The organism is Massilia sp. P2_C2 (assembly GCF_056404615.1).
Genome location: NZ_JBFUDR010000036.1, coordinates 15,223 through 32,113, shown reverse-complemented (window position 1 = coordinate 32,113; position 16,891 = coordinate 15,223). Strand labels below are relative to the sequence as shown.

The following is a 16,891-nucleotide window of genomic DNA, read 5'->3' as shown; positions in this document are numbered from 1 at the left end:
GGCCGGCCACGACGAGCACCGGCGCCTCGACCGCGCGCCCGTCCACGCGCAGGCGCGCGACGGCGCCATCGGCGAGGCCGGCGCGCCGCGCGGTGTCCGGGCCGACGAGGGCCGCGTTGTCCCACGTGAGCGACGTCAGGGGCCGCGGCAATTCCTGCAGCCAGGCGTTGTTGGCGAATGCGCCGCCATCGACGGCCGGGTCGGGAGAGAACACGGCGACGAGCGGCGCCGGTGTCGGCGCCGGCGCGTCCATATGCGCCACCGCCTGGATGACCGGTGCCGCGACGGGACGCGCCGTACTGCCGTCGACGATGCCCCGGCGCAGGCCGGCGCGCCACGCGCGTTCGTCCGCCTCGGTCCCCGGCCCCGTCCACGTCGCGCGCACGATGGCGTGGCCATCGCGGTTGTCCGCACCGGCCAGCAGCGCCAGGATCTCGTGCGCGGAGCGGCCGCCGTACAGCGGGGCGATCAGCGGCTGCACGATCGTGGCCGTGCCCTCGTGGGCGCGGGCGTCGCTCCATGCTTCGTAACAGTGCGCCATCGGCAGGTGCCAGCCGGCTGCGCGCGCCGTCTCGTCGCGATACAGGCCCAGGTGGGCACTCAACGGGACCCGCTGCAGCAGCGCGGCGAAGTCGATGTCGGCCGGCGCATCGTAGGCCGGGTTCGCGTCGAGCATGATGAGGGTGTCGACGCGGCCGGCGCGCATGTCGTCGGCCAGCGCGGCGAGCGAAGCGCCGTGCTCCAGGGGACTCTGTTCCACCGGATCGATGAAGGCCAGCGGACCGTCCGTGCCCGCGTTCAGATGCCGGGTCAAGGCATATGCCAGCGCGCGGGCGCCCGGGCCCAACGTCGGTCCGGCGACGACGAGCGCATGGCCGCGGGCGCCTGCCAGCGCCTGCGCGACGGCCGTTTCCCAGCGGTCCAGTTGGGGATCGGCCGCGCGGCCCGCATCCGGCGCGGCCCCCAGGCGCGCGGCGATGCGCCACAACGCGGCCTCGATCTCGTGCGGGGTGCGGGCCAGGCGCGCGTCGGCGTAGGCGCCGGTGAGGGTCGGCGTCGCTTCCAGCACGTACAGGCGGTTGGCGCCGGCGCGCGCCCCCAGTCGGCGCGGTGCCGTGAACGCCCGCGCGTGCGCCAGGCTGCCGGGCAGCGCGCCGAACAGGTCGGCGTCGAGCGCCAGCACGACGCGTGCCGCATCCAGATGGTACAAAGGATCGAGGGCACGGCCGAATGCGAGCCGGCCTGCCGCCGCCGCGCCATCGTCGTGCAGCGGATCCCATGCGTGCCAGCGCATGTCCGGCAGGCGCCGGCGCAACGCGTCCAGCTGACGCGCCAGCGTGGGCGACGTGACGGTGCCGGTCAGGATGCGCAAGCCAGCGCCGCCATCGCGCTCGAAGCGGGGACGGCGCGCCTGCAGCGCGCCCTCGAACGCGCTCCAGGTCGACATCTCCTCGCCGCGGAACACGGCCTGCGAACGGTCCGGGTCCCACAACTGCAGGATCGACGCCTGCGCGAACACGTCGGTGGCGCCGGCGCCCACGGGATGGTCGGGATTACCCTCGACCTTCGTCGGCCGTCCCATGTTCGATTCCACGAGCACGCCATGCGCCAGTCCGCGCCGTACGAATGCGGTGGCGTAGAACATGGGCAGGCCCGGCACGCCCTGCTCCGGCATGGTGACATAGGGGACGATGGGCTCGGACGGCGGCCCGCTGCAGCCGGCGCCGGCCAGCGCCGCGGACGCGGCCATCAGCTTCAGGAAGCGGCGCCGGGCCGGCTCGTCCTCGAAGATCGGAATAATGGGGCGGCCGGCGTGCGTCATCGGTGACAGGTCGAGCAATTGGTCAGCGCCTGGGCATCGCGCAAATGGTATAGCCGGTTCAGCTGGCGCACCTCGTCCGGCGTGAGCGGCTTTTGCGGCGCCATCGACAACACCTGGTTCAGCGGCCGCACATGGTCGGGCGCGTCGCGGTGGCAGCGCAGGCACCATTGCATGTCCAGCGCCGCGGTGCGCCACGTGATGGGCATCTGGTCCACGCGGCCGTGGCACTCGATGCAGGCGACGCCCTTGCTCACGTGGATGTCGTGTTCGAAATAGACGAAGTCCGGCAGGTCGTGCACGCGCACCCAGTGGATCGGCCTGCCCGTGCGCGCGCTTTCGTGGAGAGGTGCCAGTACCGGCGAATCGAGGAAGAGCTGCGAGTGGCAGCTGAGGCAGACGGACGTCGAGGGCATCCCGGCCGTGGCGGAGTTCTCCACCGACGTGTGGCAATAGCGGCAATCGATCCCGTCGTCGGCCACGTGGTGCTTGTGGCTGAACGGAATGGGTTGGGCTACCGGGGCGTAGGTCACGTTGCGAGGCGTCATTGTCCAGCGCGCCAGCGCGATCCAGGCCGCGGCGCCCACTACCAGACCCAACAGGATCAGTTTGATGAACAGGGCCGCGGGACGTGAAAACGGTGGCGCCATCGATGTGTCAATGCGGGTTCGAATGGTCCGGCACAGTTCCGGAACAACAGGCCTACGCAGTATAGGCTGGCCATCATGCAGGCCCGCGCACGTTACCGCTGGGCAGCGTACATTCGTAACAATATAGTTGACTAAGCGAATAACTTTATGAGGATATTGCCTTACGTAAAGATTGAATGTCGGGTATCATTGATTGGTTGGAATCCTCACTTTTTGCCACCGTCTTAATTTGAAACTTTGCCGATGAACTGGTTCTACCGACTCCGCCTGGCCAGCAAGCTGGGCATCACATTCGCCGCCGTCCTTGCACTGACCGTGTTGGTCGGCCTCATTTCCATCCGTGAACTGTCCAAGGTCAGCGAATCGACGCAACGCCTGTCGGCGCACTGGATGCCGGGCATCCGCCTCATCGAAGACATCAAGTCGCAAGTCGCCCGCATCCGCACGCGCGAGCTGCAATACATCATTTCCACCGAGCCGTCCGAGATGGACAAGTACGACAAGGTGATCGAGCAGGACCTCGCCGACCTGAAGCGCATGCAGGACGACTACGTCAAGCTGCTCGAGTCGCCGGAAGAAAAGCAGGCTTATGCGGAATTCCTCGACCTTTGGCAGCGCTACATGGCCGAATCCGTGAAGGTGCGCGCCGCCGCGCATGCAAACGACGACGTGCTGGCCAAACAGCTGATCCGTGGCGAATCGAACAAGCTGATCGTGGCGCTGCGCGGCAACGTCGACAAGGTCGTCGACATGTATACCGAAGGCGGCCGCAACGCTGCCGCCGACGGCACGCGCCGCTACGAGGAATCGCGTGCACTGATCATCATGCTCATCTGCGGCAGCGTACTGCTGGGCGCCGCGGGCGCCACGCTGCTCACGCGCTGGCTGATGCGCCGCCTGGGCGGCGAGCCGGATTACGCGACCGACATCGTCCGCCACATCGCGGCCGGCGACCTGTCGATGGACGTGCAGACGCGCTCCGGCGACGACAGCAGCCTGCTCGCGTCGATGAAGACCATGCAGGCCAACCTGGCGCACATCGTCGGCAACGTGCGCGCCGCCACCGACACGATCTCCAGCGCCTCGACGCAGATCACCGCCGGCAACATGGACCTGTCCTCGCGCACCGAGCAGCAGGCCAGCGCCCTGCAGCAGACGGCGGCCTCGATGGAAGAGCTGACGGCGACCGTGCGCAATAATGCCGAACACGCGAGCCAGGCCAATGCCCTCGCCGACACGGCGGCCGGCGTCGCCCAGCAGGGCAGCACCGCCGTGGCGCGCGTCGTCGACACGATGGGATCGATCCACGCCTCGTCGCAAAAGATCGTCGACATCATCGCCGTCATCGACGGCATCGCCTTCCAGACCAATATCCTCGCGCTGAACGCGGCCGTGGAAGCGGCGCGCGCCGGCGAACAGGGCCGCGGTTTCGCCGTCGTCGCGGGCGAGGTGCGCACCCTCGCCCAGCGTTCGGCCGCCGCCGCCAGGGAAATCAAGGAACTGATCGGCGCGTCCGTGCAGCAGGTCGAGAGCGGTGCAGGCCTCGTGTCGGAAGCCGGGACCACCATGCGCGAGGTGCTGCAGACCGTGCAGAGAATGCACGAGCTGATGGTCGAGATCAGCCATGCCGGCCGCGCGCAGAGCGCCGGCATCCAGCAGGTACACCAGGCGATCACCCAGATGGACGGCGTGACCCACCAGAATGCCGCCCTCGTCGAACAGGCCGCGACGGCCGCCCACAGCCTGCACGAACAGGCCGCGACACTCGATCACCTGGTCAGCGTGTTCAAACTGAACGGCGCCTCGCACCACGTTTCCGACACCAGGGCGCTCGTCGTCGCCTGAGCCTTTCCTGCGTGGCGCCGACCGGCGCCACATGGCTGTTTATCCCCTGTTTCCTCTCGTGCGGACAGCGCTTTTCAGGCGCCGTCCGCACTCCTTCCATTTCCTGCAGCGCCAAGATGTTTGCGCAAACAAAAAGTGTTATAAAAGTAGGCAAAAAGTACATTTCGCAATAGCATTTCTTCCCCGTTTCCGATAATCTCTCGTAAATTGGAAGCTCGACGACCGTGCAAAACGGCAGCATTCAGGCAGTTGCCGGCGTCGGTGGACGATATAACAACCAGCGGATTTACGCTTCATCCGAGGCGCAATCCGACAAACGAGACACTCTCATGAACCTGATCTCCAGCCTCGACTCTATTGTCTTCCTCGTGTACTTCRTSGTCGTCGCCGGCTATGGCCTCTGGGTCTACCGGCGCAARAAAAGCGCGAATACCTCCGCATCGCACGACTACTTCCTGGCCGAAGGCTCGCTCACCTGGTGGGCCATCGGCGCATCGCTGATCGCATCCAACATCTCCGCCGAGCAGTTCATCGGCATGAGCGGCTCGGGCTTCCGCATCGGCATGGCCATCGCCGTGTACGAACTGATGGCCGCCGCCACCCTCGTCATCGTCGCCGTGTTCTTCATGCCCGTCTACCTGAAGAACCACATCTACACGATGCCCCAGTTCCTCGAACAGCGCTACGGCAAGGCCGTCGCCACGACGATGGCACTGTTCTGGCTCGGCCTGTACGTCGTCGTCAACCTGACCTCGATCCTGTACCTGGGCGCGCTGGCCATCGGCAGCGTCACCGGCATCGGCGTGCTGCCCTGCATGCTGTTCCTGGCCRTCTTCGCCGCCATCATCACGCTGGGCGGCATGAAGGTCATCGGCTACACCGACGTCATCCAGGTGACCTGCCTCGTCATCGGCGGCCTCGTGACCACGTGGCTGGCGCTGGACCTCGTCGCCAAACTCGGCAACGGCCACGGTGCGCTGCAGGGTTTCTCGACGCTGTACAACACCACGCGCGACCACTTCGAAATGGTGCTGGGCCGCGACAACAAGAACTACATGGACCTGCCGGGCCTGTCGACCTTGATCGGCGGCATGTGGATCGTCAACCTGAACTACTGGGGCTGCAACCAGTACATCACGCAGCGCGCCCTGGGCGCCGACCTGCCGACCGCCCGCAAAGGCCTGCTGTTCGCCGCGTTCCTGAAGCTGGTGATGCCGATGATCGTCGTCATGCCGGGTATCGCCGCATTCGCACTGGACCGCTCCGGCGTGCTGGGCGACTCGATGCGCGTCGGCGGCGAGCTGAATCCGGACCGCGCCTATCCCACGCTGCTGGCACTGCTGCCGTCGGGCCTGAAAGGCATCGCGTTCGCCGCGCTGACGGCCGCCGTCGTCGCCTCGCTGGCCGGCAAGGCCAACTCGATCGCCACCATCTTCACGCTGGACATCTACCAGAAGCGCCTGCATCCGGACGTCAGCGAGAAGAAAATGGTGTGGATCGGCCGCGTGACCGTCGTCGTGTCGATGCTGCTGGCCGTCCTGATCGCCCCGCTGATGGGCATCGACAAGAAGGGTGGCTTCCAGTACATCCAGGAATACACTGGCTTCGTCTCGCCGGGCATCCTCGCGATGTTCCTGCTGGGCTTCTTCTGGAAAAAGACGACGTCGAGCGCCGCGATGTTCGCGACCGTCGGTGGMCTGGTGTTCTCGATCATCCTGAAGTTCCTGCCGGGGATGGTGGACCTGTCGGTGCTCGCGCCGATCGGCTTCGCCCACGACAATGGTTCGGGCGTCTACGAGATCCCGTTCCTGGACCGCATGTTCATCGTGTTCTGGCTGGTCGTCGCCGGCATGGTCCTGCTGAGCACCGTGTTCGCCCGCGGCAAGGTCAAGGCGCTGATCGTCGACACCAGGCTGTTCAAGGTCGACGGCGCGTTCGCCCTCGGCTCGGCCGTCATCTGCGTGGTGCTGGCCACCATCTACGGCATGTGGTGGTAAATGCGCATGGTGGGCACGGGGTGCCCACCAAATGCCGGCATCACACAAAAGGCAGCTTCGGCTGCTTTTTTTCATTCCAAAGGGCGTTCCAGTCATCGCGATGCCCCCACCGGTGGGGCATGACGGTCTTGCAACCATCTGCCAACATGGCCGTCATGGACACGTCAACCACCGGAACGCACACCCGGCCCGGCACCTTGCTCGACAAGATCGAGCGCTGCGTCGTGGGCGCCGCGCGCTGTGCACTCGAGCAGCAGCTGGGATTCGTCCCGGCCTGGGCCGTGCTCGCGAATTACCTCGGCAATGCCGGCCGCAGGGCCGGGAGGGCGGGCGTGCGCATCGTCGCCAACCTGGCATCCACCGCTACCGATCGAGGATAACCATGATCTTCCACGCTTCCATTCCCGCGCGCGAACCCGAGCGCGTCGCCGCCGTCATCGCCGAGATCTGGAGCGGACAATCGTTCCGCTTTCCGCCCTGGCCGGGCGCCTGGGTCGCCATGGCCGGCGATGCGCGCGGTTCCATGGTCGAGGTCTATCCGCACACGCTACCCATCGCACCGGGCACGGGAGACGGCATGGCGCGCCCGCATCCGGACGCGGCGCCACGCCCCTACGCCTGCTTCCACCTGGCCATCGTGACCGAGCGCACGCTCGACGAAATCCTCGCGATCGGCGCGCGCGAAGGCTGGCGCACCGTGCCCTGCTCGCGCGGCGGCGTGTTCGACGTCGTCGAGCTGTGGATCGAGAACGGGCTGATGTTCGAAGTGCTCACGCCGGACATGCAGGACGATTACCGGGCGGGCGTCAACATGAACATGTGGCGCCACAAGGCCACGCAGGTACCCGAGCCAGCCTGACGCCGGACCGCAGGATCAGCCGCGCCAGGCCGCCGCAAACGCCGCCGCGCGCGCGCCCAGGTCGTCCAGCCCGATACCGGGCGTGAACAGCTGCCCGCCGATGCCGGCCCCGGTCGCGCCGGCCTTCTTCCACGCCGGGATCTGCTCGGGCGTGACGCCGCCCACGGGCCACAGCGGCGTTCCGGCCGGGAGCACGGACGTCATCGCCTTCAGGCCCGCAGGCCCGATGGATTCGGCCGGGAACAGCTTCAGGGCGTGGGCACCGGCGTCCAGCGCGGCGAAGGCTTCCGTCGGCGTCGCGACACCCGGCGCGCACAGCATGCCGGCCGCGCGCGCGTGGGCGATCGCGGCCGGATTGCAGTTGGGGGCGACGAACAGCCGGCCACCCGCGCCCGCGACGGCGTCGACGTCGGCCACGCTCAGCATGGTGCCGCCGCCCACGATCGCGCCGGGCGGTGCCATGTCGACGAGGATGCGGATCGCGTCCAGCGCGCCCGGCCGGTTCAGCGGCACTTCGAGCAGGCGCCAGCCGGCGTCGAACAGCACGCGCCCGACGGCGGGCGCGTGCTGCGCGTCGAGGCCACGCAGGATGGCGACGAGGGGCAGATCGGGAAGCGTGAAATTCATGCGGGTATCCTGTCGATGAAACGCGCCAGCGCGGCGCAGTACACGCGGTCGGGGTCGAGTCCGGCCAGCGTCATGCCGAAGTGGCGCGCCGCGCGGGCGTAACGGTCGCTCAGCGCGGCCGAGCCGATGCAGACGATGTTTTCGCCGGCGCCGGCTATCGCCAGGGCCGCGGCGAACTCGGTGCCGATCAGCAGGCCGCTGACGAACGGACGGGCCTGGGCGGCCGGCATCGCACCCGTGACGACGCGGGCGCGCACGCCGAACAGCGCGTTCGACAGTGGCGCGCCGCGGCGGGCTTCGTCCAGGCCGGCGACGAAGGCGGCATCGTCGGCGGCGTCGTTCGCCATCAGCGGCGCCAGCGTGCCGTGCGCCGCGAGCATCGCGAACAGTTCGCCTGTCATGAATGTGGCGATCCGGCGGATCACACCATCCTCCAGGCGCACCCATTTGCTGTGCGTACCGGGCAGTACGAACCAGCCGTCGCGCCGGCCCAGCGCCACGGCGCCCAGCAATTGCGTCTCTTCGCCGCGCATCACGTCCACGTGCTCGCCGCGCTGGGCATACCCCGGCACGATCAGGCACGCCCGGCCGGCGCGCGGGTCGTCGACGCGGGCCAGCCGCTCCGGCAGCGCCTCCAGCGGCACGCCGATGTCGAGATACGGGACTTCGCGCCAGCCCTGTGCGCTACCGACCATGCCGGAGGCGAGGACGGGCACATCCGGGCCGACGTCCATGGCGGCCAGCAGGGCGTTGAACGAGCCGGCGAAATCGTTGTGCGCGGCGAGCATGCCCTTGCCGTCCGCATGCGTGGACAGGCAGGCACCGGCGGCGTCGACGACATAGGCGCGCCGGTTGCTGGTGCCCCAGTCGATGCCGAGCAGGCGGCGCGACGATGAAGATGCAAACGTGGTCATGGCGTCATGCTAACCGCACGCCACCGCGCTGACCAGTCGCGCGCGTGCGGCGGACTATCCGGATTTGATATACGTGACGCGCGCCGTAGGCTTCGGACGCGTGGCCGTCTCGCGCAGCGCCTCCAGCATGGCTTCCGCGGCCGGCGACAGCTGGTGGTGGCGGCGCGTGATGATGCCGTAGACGTCCATGCGCAGGTTCAGTTCGTAAGGCAGCACGGCCAGCAGGCCGCTGTCGAGATACGGCTTGACGAGTTCCGTCGACATCGGCGCCACCATGTCGCTGCCCAGCAGCAGCGTGGTCACGACAGGCAACTCGGCCGTGGACACCGTCTCGGCGGGCTGTTCCAGGCCCTGCGTGAGGAACAGCGCCGCGATCCGGTCGCGCACCATGCTGCCGGCCGGGGGCACGATCCAGGACTGGAGCGCCAGGTCGGCCAGGTCGAGGCCACGCGCGCCCAGCAACGGGTGGCCGGCACGCACGATCAGGCAATGCGGCTCGTCGGTGATCGGTTCGAAATGGAATTCGTCGGCGATGGCGCCGTCCACGATGCGGCCGATGACGATGTCCAGGTCGCCCGCGCGCAGGCGCTCGACGAGCAGCTTGCTGCTGTCGACTTCGATCGACACGTTCAGGCGCGCATGCCGCTGCTTGAGCAGCGTGACGGCTGCCGGCACGAGGGTCGTGGACGGCGTCAGGATCGCCCCGACGGCCACCCGTCCGCGCAGGCCGGACATCAGTTCCATCACTTCCTGGTAGGCGGCGTCCATCTCGGCCAGCGAGGCGCCGGCGCGGCGGATCAGCACCTTGCCGTACCACGTGGGCTCGACACCGCGCGGCAGGCGCTCGAACAGGGTAACGCCCAGCGCATGTTCCAGTTCGCCCAGCAGCTTCGACGCCGCGGGCTGCGTCAGGTTCGCGGCCTGGGCGGCCTGCATGATCGATCCGTGACGGCCCAGTTCGACGAGCAGCACGAGGTGGCGCGTCTTCAGGTAGGCGCGGACGAAGCGGTCGGAACGGGGATCGGACATGGCGTGGCGGTAGAAAATTTCCACAATGATAGTTGCCTATCCGTTCAGGGTCAAACCCCGAATAAGGACCATCGTATCCGGAATAACACGTAGCGCCTACTGGTAATGGCGCCAGTGTTACCTGGCTACTACGTCAGGTCGCCAACGATGGCTTTGCAACGGCTGATCTACCACTCCGCGACGCTACCGTCGGCGTGGCGCCAGACCGGGTTGCGCCAGTCCGGCGCGCAGCGCGTCGCTTCCAGCACCCGCTCCTCGTCGATCTCGACGCCCAGGCCCGGCTTGGGCAACGGCCGGATCCAGCCGGCGTGGAGACGGAAATCTTCCTTGTTCTTCACGTAATCCAGCAGCTCGGCGCCCTGGTTGTAGTGGATGCCCATGCTCTGCTCCTGCAGCACGGCGTTGTGGGACACGAAATCGACCTGCAGGCACGCCGCCAGCGCGACCGGGCCGAGCGGGCAATGCGGCGCGAACGCCACGTCGTACGCCTCGGCCATCGCGGCGATCTTGACGCACTCCGTGATGCCGCCCGCGTGCGACAGGTCGGGCTGCACGATGGACAGGCCGCCCCGCTCGAACACGCGCTTGAAGTCGAAGCGCGAATACATGCGCTCGCCCGCCGCCAGCGGGATGGACGTGGCGTCGGCCAGGACGCGATAGTATTCGGCCTGCTCGGGCAGCACCGGTTCCTCGACGAACAGCGGGCGGTAGGGTTCCAGCTCGCGCAACAGCACTTTTGCCATCGGGGCCGCCACGCGGCCGTGGAAGTCGACGCCGAATTCGATCTCGAAACCGAACTTCGCGCGCACCTCGGCCACGCGGGCGACGGCCTGGTCGACCTTGCGCGCGCTGTCGATGATGCCCAGTTCTTCCGTCCCGTTCATTTTAAACGTGTCGAACCCGGCCTCGCGCAGCGCGGCGATGCCGGCGATCAGCTCGGCCGGACGGTCGCCGCCCACCCAGCTGTACGTCTTCATGCGATCGCGCACGAGGCCGCCCAGCAGTTCATACACCGGCTGCCCCAGCACCTTGCCCTTGATGTCCCACAGCGCCTGGTCGACGCCGGCGATGGCGCTCATCAGGATCGGTCCACCGCGGTAGAAACCGGCGCGGTACATCGTCTGCCACAAGTCGTTGATGCGGCCCGGTTCCTTGCCGACCAGGTAGTCGGACAGTTCGTGCACGGCCGCTTCGACGGTACGTGCGCGCCCCTCGATCACGGCCTCGCCCCAGCCGGCGACGCCTTCATCGGTCTCGATCTTCAGCAGCATCCAGCGCGGCGGGATGCGGTAGGTGGTGAGTCGGGTGATCTTCATGCGGCCAGTGTAGCCGCGCCCGGGCCGCCGCACGCATGTGCAATCGCAGCAGATCTATATGTTTATGTAATACGGCTGCCTACCGCTCAGATCTTGAACTCCTCCAGCGACCGCCCGCTGGCCAGCGCCTCCGCGATCCAGCGCGGCTGGCGTCCGCGACCCGTCCACGTCTGGYCGCTGTCGGCCGGATTGCGGTAGCGCGGCGCGCCGCCCTGCCCGACCAGCGCGTCGAGCGGGATGCCGGCATCTGCAGCGAGGGCGTGGATGCGCTCGCGCGCCGCCTCGCGTTCCGCGCGGGTACGGCGCTTGATCTCTTGTTCGATATCGAAATGCAAACCTTTGAGTTCGGCCAGGTCATAGCCGGAGAGATCGAACGGCGCCATGGGTCGATGGTCCTTTACAAGAAGAGGGCGAACACCATTGTACTATGCCTGCCCTGGCGTCAAGACGCGCAATATGTGAAATGCAACGTAGTTGCTGCGCCACATTTTGCGTTAACGTGAGTTTCCGTGAGGAATTACATGATACGATTCCTCCCGGAAAGCCGACCCCCTATTCCCGGCGGCGATCCCACCTGCGGCCCCTGCCCCGCCACCGTCCACTCACTGGAACGGCCATGCTGATGACTTCGACGACTTGCGAAACTTCTCGCCTCGCGGCCCTGGCCGCGCTCGACCTGCTGGATACCCGGCCGGAGCCCCGCTTCGACCGTTTCACACGTCTGGCTGCGATGACGTTTGACGTACCGATCGCGCTCGTCTCGCTCGTGGACGACGATCGCGCGTGGTTCAAGTCGCGCTGCGGCCTGGACGTGGAAGCGATGCCGCGTTCCGTGGCCTTCTGCGGCCACGCCATCGCGCAGCGCGAGATGCTTATCGTCGAGGATGCCGCCCAGGATCCCCGCTTTGCCGCCAATCCCCTCGTCACGGGCGCGCAGCACATCCGCTTCTATGCCGGCCTGCCGGTGTACTGCGATGGCCAGGCCATCGGCACGCTGTGCGTCATCGACCGCAATCCGCGCCGGTTCAGCGCGGAACAGCGGCTATGCCTGCGCGACCTGGCCGACCTCGTGGAGGTCGAGCTGAACCAGGCGCGCGTCACTACCGCGCGCGTGATGGCGGAACAGGCCATCAAGTCGCTGAACGCGGAACTCGAACAGCGCGTCGTCCAGCGCACCGCCGAACTCGAAGCCCGCCTCGCGGACCTGTCCGCGGCCGAAACCTCGCTGCGCGCCGCCCAGGCGTGGAACGGCACGATCGTCGCAACCTCGTACAGCGCCTTCGTCGGTGCCGATGCCGACGGCCTGATCACGGAATGGAACCCGGCCGCCGAACGCATCTTCGGCTGGAGCCGGGACCAGGCGCTCTGCCGCGCGCTCGCCGACCTGATCGTGCCGGAAGAACTGCGCGCCGCGCACGCCGCCGGCATGCGCCGCTTCGTGGCGACGGGGATCAGCCAGGTCGTGGACAAGAAGGTCGAACTGCCCGCGCTGACGGCCAGCGGGCGCCGCATCACCGTCGAGATGAAGGTCGGCGCCTACGAATGGCAGGGCCGGCGCTGCGTCGGCGCATTCATCGACGACGTCTCGGAGCGTAACCGTAGGCACCAGCAGCTCGAGGAAAAGCAGGAATTGCTGGACGCCGTGCTGGAATCGATCGACGTTGCCGTCTTCGCCTGCGACGCCGACGGCAACCTGACCTTGTTCAACAAGAAGGCGCGCACCGTGCRCGGCATGGACCGCGCCGAGGTCGCTGCCGCCGACTGGCCTGCGCACTACTCCCTGTACGAATGCGACGGCCACACGCCGCTGGCGCCACGCGACGTGCCGCTGATGCGCGCCCTGCGCGGCGACGCGGTGCGCGAACAGGCGTTCACGATCGCCCCGGCCGGCAAGCCGGCCGCCCTGCTGCTGGCCAGCGGCCGGCCATTGCGCAGCGCCAGCGGCCGCGCGTTGGGCGCCGTCGTCACCGCCCAGGACATCACGGAGCGCAACGCCGCGCGCGAACAGCTGGAGGCGAGCGAACGGCGCCTGCGCGCCATCACGGAAAACCTGCCGGCGCTGATCGGCAAGGTGAATGCGGCCGGCAAGTTCGTGTTCCTGAACGGCCGCGCCCTCCAGTTCTACGGCAGGCCGGCCGAAGCGCTCATCGGCCACGACGTGCGCGCCGCCTACTCCGTGCAGGAATACGCCAAGCTCGAACCGCACCTGCACCGCGTCCATGCCGGCGAGCGCAGCGCGTTCGAAGACGTGATCGAGGTGAACGGCCGTGCACTGCACTACCAATGCGCCTTCGTGCCCCAGCGCGCGCCGGACGGCACGCCGGACGGCTTCTATGCGATGGCATTCGACATGACCGCCCGCAAGCTGAGCGAGTTGCGCCAGGCCGAGAGCGAGGAACGGCTGCGCACGATCACGGACAACGTGCCTGTGCTGATAGGCTTCCTGGACGCCGACCGCCGCTACGCATTCGCGAACGCCGTGCACGCGTCCTGGCTCGGCGCGGCGCCGGAACGCGTCATCGGCCTCACCGTCGAGCAGGCCTTCGGCCCCGCCTACTTCGCGCCGCAGGCCAAGGCGCTGGAACAGGCCTGGCTCGGGAATGCATCGCAGTGCGAGCACGAGATCGTGCGCAAGAATCACACGCGCATCGTCCACTCGACCTTCCTGCCGCAGGTCCGCGACGGCAAGGTGGCCGGCGTCTACATCCTGACGACCGACGCGACGGCCTCGCGCATGCACGAGCGCAGCCTGCACGCGCTGGCGCATACGGACGCACTCACCCACCTGCCGAACCGTCGCCGCTTCGAGCAGGCGCTGGCCGGCGCCGCCACCCGCGCGCGCCAGGGCGACCGCGAATGCGCGCTGCTGTACCTGGACATCGATTACTTCAAGCAGATCAACGACCGTTACGGCCATGCGACGGGCGACGACGTGCTGGTCGAGTTCGCGCGCCGCCTGCGCACCAGCGTGCGCGCGACCGACCTCGTGGCGCGCCTGGCCGGGGACGAATTCACCATCCTCCTGCACGACGTACACAGCGAGGCCGACGCCGAGCGCGTCGCACGCAAGATCCTGGACGCCGTCGCCGAGCCGTTCGTCATGCCCGGCCGCACGCTGAAGGTCGGCACGACGATCGGGATCGGCTTCGCCGGCGGCGGCTGCACGGACCCGCGCGCACTGATGGAAACGGCCGACCGCGCGCTGTACGCCGCCAAGGAAGCGGGACGCCACACGTACGCCATCCTGCACGCGCGCGAATACGCCTGATCCGGCGCGTAGTCGCGCGCTATTCGACCAGCCGCTCGTCGCGCCTTAGCATGTCCTGCAGGCCGTCCTGGCCGAGCGGCGGGCTGAAATAATAGCCCTGCATCTGGTCGCAGTCGTGGTCGCGCAGGAACGTCAGCTGTTCGCGCGTCTCGACGCCTTCGGCGATCACCTGCAGCTTGAGGTTGTGGCCGAGGGCGATGATGGCGCGCGTGATGACGGCATGGCCATTCTCCTGCGTATCGGACGACGCGCCGAGGAAGGACCGGTCGATCTTGATGCAGTCGACCGGGAATTTCTGCAGGTGGCTGAGGCTCGAGTAACCAGTACCGAAGTCGTCGATCGACAGCCTCACGCCCAGGAGCTTGAGCTGGGCCAGCGCGTCGCGGGCTTCTTCCGGGTAGTCCATCAGCTGGCTTTCCGTCACCTCCAGTTCGAGCCGCTGCGCGGGTACGCCGTGCCGGGCCAGCGTCTCCCCCAGCCGGTTCACGAAGCGGCGCTGGCGCAACTGGCGCGCCGACAGGTTCACGGCAATCACGAAGTCGTGGATGTCCAGCTCGCCGAGCGTGCGCAGGGTGGCGCAGGCTTCGTCGATCACCCAGTCGCCCAGCGGCACGATCAACCCGGTCTGTTCCGCGATGGGAATGAACACGTCGGGCGAAATGATGCCGTCGATCGGATGATGCCAGCGCACCAGCGCCTCCGCGCCCACGACCTTGCCGGTACGCAGGTCGACCTTCGGCTGGTAGCAGAGCACCATCTCGCGGTTGCGGATGGCGCGGCTCAGGCTGGCCTCCAGCAGCAGGTGCTGGTGCACCACCTGGTTCAGCTCCGTCGAAAAGAACTGCGCGTTGTTACGGCCGAGCGTCTTGGCGTGGTACATGGCGGCGTCGGCCGCGCGCATCACCTGGTCGACCGTCTTGCCGTCCTGCGGGAACAAGCTGACGCCGATACTCGTGCCAGGCACGATTTCCCGGCCTCCGACAATGATCGGCGTGGACACGCTCTGGCGGATGCGTTCGATCAGGTTGATGAGCTGCGCCATGTCGGGCTGTTCCGCGATCACGAGCACGAATTCGTCGCCGCCCAGCCGCGCCACGGTATCCTCGTCGCGCATGCTGGCCCGCAGGCGGGACGCGACCTCGCGCAGCACCGCGTCGCCCGCCTCGTGGCCGAAGCTGTCGTTGATATGCTTGAAATTGTCGAGGTCCAGGAACGCGAGCGCCCCGTGCGTGCGGTTGGCCTTCGCAGCCTCGAGTGCGCCCTTCAGGCGCTCCTGCAGCAGGGTGCGGTTGGCGAGGCCCGTCAACGCATCGTGGTGGGCCAGGTGCTGCAGGCGGCGTTCGTAGTGCTTGGCTTCGGTGACGTCGTTGATGACGCCGACGAAATGGGAGATGTCGCCGTCCAGGCTCGACACCGGGTCGATGCGCAGGTCGTTCCAGAAGACCTCGCCATTCTTGCGCCGGTTGCGCAGGATCGCGCGCACACCCTGGTTACGCGCGAGTGCATTGCGGATGCGATCGCGTTCGCCCCCGTCGACGCCGGCGATGCCCAGGAAGCGCGGATTGCGCCCCTTGACGTCGGCCAGCGTATAGCCGGTGATCTGCTCGAATGCCGGATTGATGTACTCGATCAGGTGGTCGCCACGGTCGCAGCACGTGATCACGATGGCGTTGACGCTGGAATAGATGGCCCGTTCGCGTACGCGCAACCCGTGTTCCGCCTGCTTGCGCGCGGAGATGTCCAGTCCCGTGCCGAACACCACGGGCAGGCTCCCCAGGCTCGTCCGCACACAATGGAACAGGAACGTAGTCCGCTTGCCGTGCCTGCCGACCAGTTCCCACTCGTGCTTCGTCGTGTCGTGCTCGAATGCGTCGCGGATGGTGGCCACGACGGTCGGCCGCATCCGCTCGTCGAAGAAATACTGAACACCGGTCGTCGGCATTTCCTCGCTCGTCATCTCGAGTGCGTCTTCCAGCTGGTGATTCCACAACAGCAAGTGACCGCTCTGGTCGATGACATAGAACACGCACGGCAATTCTTCGAGGATATCGGCGACAGGCAAGTCCTGGATCAATGCGTAGCGCGTCGGCGCCAGGCCGGAGCGCGGCACGACGATCACGCTGTAGCCGCCGGCCTGGTCGGGATCGAGCGATTGCGGCGCCACCGTCACCCGCACGGAGACCCGGTGTCCGTCGGCGCAGATCAATTCGCCCGTCGAATCGGCGTTCACGCGATCGCGCACCTTGAGTGCGGCGGCCGCGTCGTCGAACGCGATGATCGAATCGAGGCGGCGGTTGCGGATAGCAGACGCATCATAGCCGGCCAGCTTCTCGCAAGCACGATTCCAGCTCGTGATGGTCCCTGTCGCATCGACGACGAAGACCGCGAGCGGCAACGGCGAAAGATTCACGGCGCTCTCCTGTGAACCGTCCAGGCGTGCCTAGGCGGCACGTCTGATGGGAAATTATCATAGCGCAGACGTCGCGGATGGGGCGCATGTTTATCTGCTTGCGTGGTAGATGCCGCCCGACCTGACCTGCTTGCCGGTTTTTTGGGTTCAGCGTCCT

13 protein-coding genes are annotated in these 16,891 nt (G+C 67.4%); 5 read left to right on the top strand and 8 right to left on the bottom strand.

The window, feature by feature from the left end; all coding sequences use genetic code 11:
• Together AC1DYX_RS06820 and AC1DYX_RS06815 are read right to left on the bottom strand one after the other, a co-directional pair.
• Positions 1-1,840, bottom strand: a 1,840-nt coding sequence (locus AC1DYX_RS06820; RefSeq protein WP_477257607.1) for a molybdopterin-dependent oxidoreductase family protein, incomplete at its 3' end; no start/stop codon positions are given.
• Entirely contained in the window at positions 1,819-2,469 is a 651-nt protein-coding gene (locus tag AC1DYX_RS06815; protein WP_477257605.1) for a cytochrome c3 family protein, read from the bottom strand. The genes AC1DYX_RS06820 and AC1DYX_RS06815, both read right to left, overlap by 22 nt.
• Positions 2,470-2,712: 243 nt before the next feature.
• Between AC1DYX_RS06815 and AC1DYX_RS06810 the strand changes: the two genes are divergently transcribed.
• From AC1DYX_RS06810 to AC1DYX_RS06795, 4 genes are all read left to right on the top strand, one after another.
• A complete protein-coding gene (locus AC1DYX_RS06810) occupies positions 2,713-4,314 on the top strand; it encodes a methyl-accepting chemotaxis protein (protein ID WP_477257603.1) in 1,602 nt (533 codons plus the stop codon).
• A 329-nt stretch (positions 4,315-4,643) separates the two neighbouring features.
• A complete protein-coding gene (locus AC1DYX_RS06805; protein WP_477257601.1) occupies positions 4,644-6,311 on the top strand; it encodes a sodium:solute symporter family transporter in 1,668 nt (555 codons plus the stop codon).
• A gap of 155 nt (positions 6,312-6,466) precedes the next feature.
• Positions 6,467-6,691 (top strand): hypothetical protein, encoded by a 225-nt coding sequence (locus tag AC1DYX_RS06800; RefSeq protein ID WP_477257599.1) that lies wholly within the window; start codon positions 6,467-6,469, stop codon positions 6,689-6,691.
• 2 nt (positions 6,692-6,693) lie between these two features.
• A complete protein-coding gene (locus tag AC1DYX_RS06795; RefSeq protein WP_477257597.1) occupies positions 6,694-7,170 on the top strand; it encodes a hypothetical protein in 477 nt (158 codons plus the stop codon).
• Between the two features lie 15 nt (positions 7,171-7,185).
• Here the strand turns inward: AC1DYX_RS06795 and AC1DYX_RS06790 are convergent, their stop codons facing one another.
• The 5 genes from AC1DYX_RS06790 to AC1DYX_RS06770 form a co-directional block, all read right to left on the bottom strand.
• The gene (locus AC1DYX_RS06790; protein WP_477257595.1) at positions 7,186-7,797 is read right to left on the bottom strand and encodes a 2-dehydro-3-deoxy-6-phosphogalactonate aldolase; all 612 of its coding nucleotides are present in this window, start codon (positions 7,795-7,797) and stop codon (positions 7,186-7,188) included.
• On the bottom strand, positions 7,794-8,711 hold the full coding sequence (locus tag AC1DYX_RS06785) for a 2-dehydro-3-deoxygalactonokinase (protein ID WP_477257593.1): 918 nt from the start codon (positions 8,709-8,711) through the stop codon (positions 7,794-7,796). Before AC1DYX_RS06785 ends, AC1DYX_RS06790 begins: the two co-directional genes overlap by 4 nt.
• A gap of 54 nt (positions 8,712-8,765) precedes the next feature.
• Entirely contained in the window at positions 8,766-9,764 is a 999-nt protein-coding gene (locus AC1DYX_RS06780; RefSeq protein ID WP_477257591.1) for a LysR substrate-binding domain-containing protein, read from the bottom strand.
• 143 nt (positions 9,765-9,907) lie between these two features.
• Positions 9,908-11,056: a galactonate dehydratase gene (dgoD, locus tag AC1DYX_RS06775; protein WP_477257589.1), complete on the bottom strand. Its 1,149-nt coding sequence runs from the start codon at positions 11,054-11,056 to the stop codon at positions 9,908-9,910.
• Positions 11,057-11,142: 86 nt separating this feature from the next.
• Entirely contained in the window at positions 11,143-11,439 is a 297-nt protein-coding gene (locus tag AC1DYX_RS06770) for an H-NS histone family protein (protein WP_477257587.1), read from the bottom strand.
• Positions 11,440-11,678: 239 nt separating this feature from the next.
• Here AC1DYX_RS06770 and AC1DYX_RS06765 point away from each other — a divergent pair, with 239 nt between their 5' ends.
• Positions 11,679-14,324 carry a sensor domain-containing diguanylate cyclase gene (locus tag AC1DYX_RS06765; protein WP_477257585.1) on the top strand — a complete coding sequence of 882 codons (2,646 nt, stop codon included), beginning with the start codon at positions 11,679-11,681 and terminating at the stop codon, positions 14,322-14,324.
• Positions 14,325-14,343: 19 nt separating this feature from the next.
• On the opposite strand, the gene AC1DYX_RS06760 is transcribed toward AC1DYX_RS06765, so the two are convergent.
• Entirely contained in the window at positions 14,344-16,734 is a 2,391-nt protein-coding gene (locus AC1DYX_RS06760; RefSeq protein ID WP_477257583.1) for a sensor domain-containing protein, read from the bottom strand.
• Between the last annotated feature and the right edge of the window lie 157 nt (positions 16,735-16,891).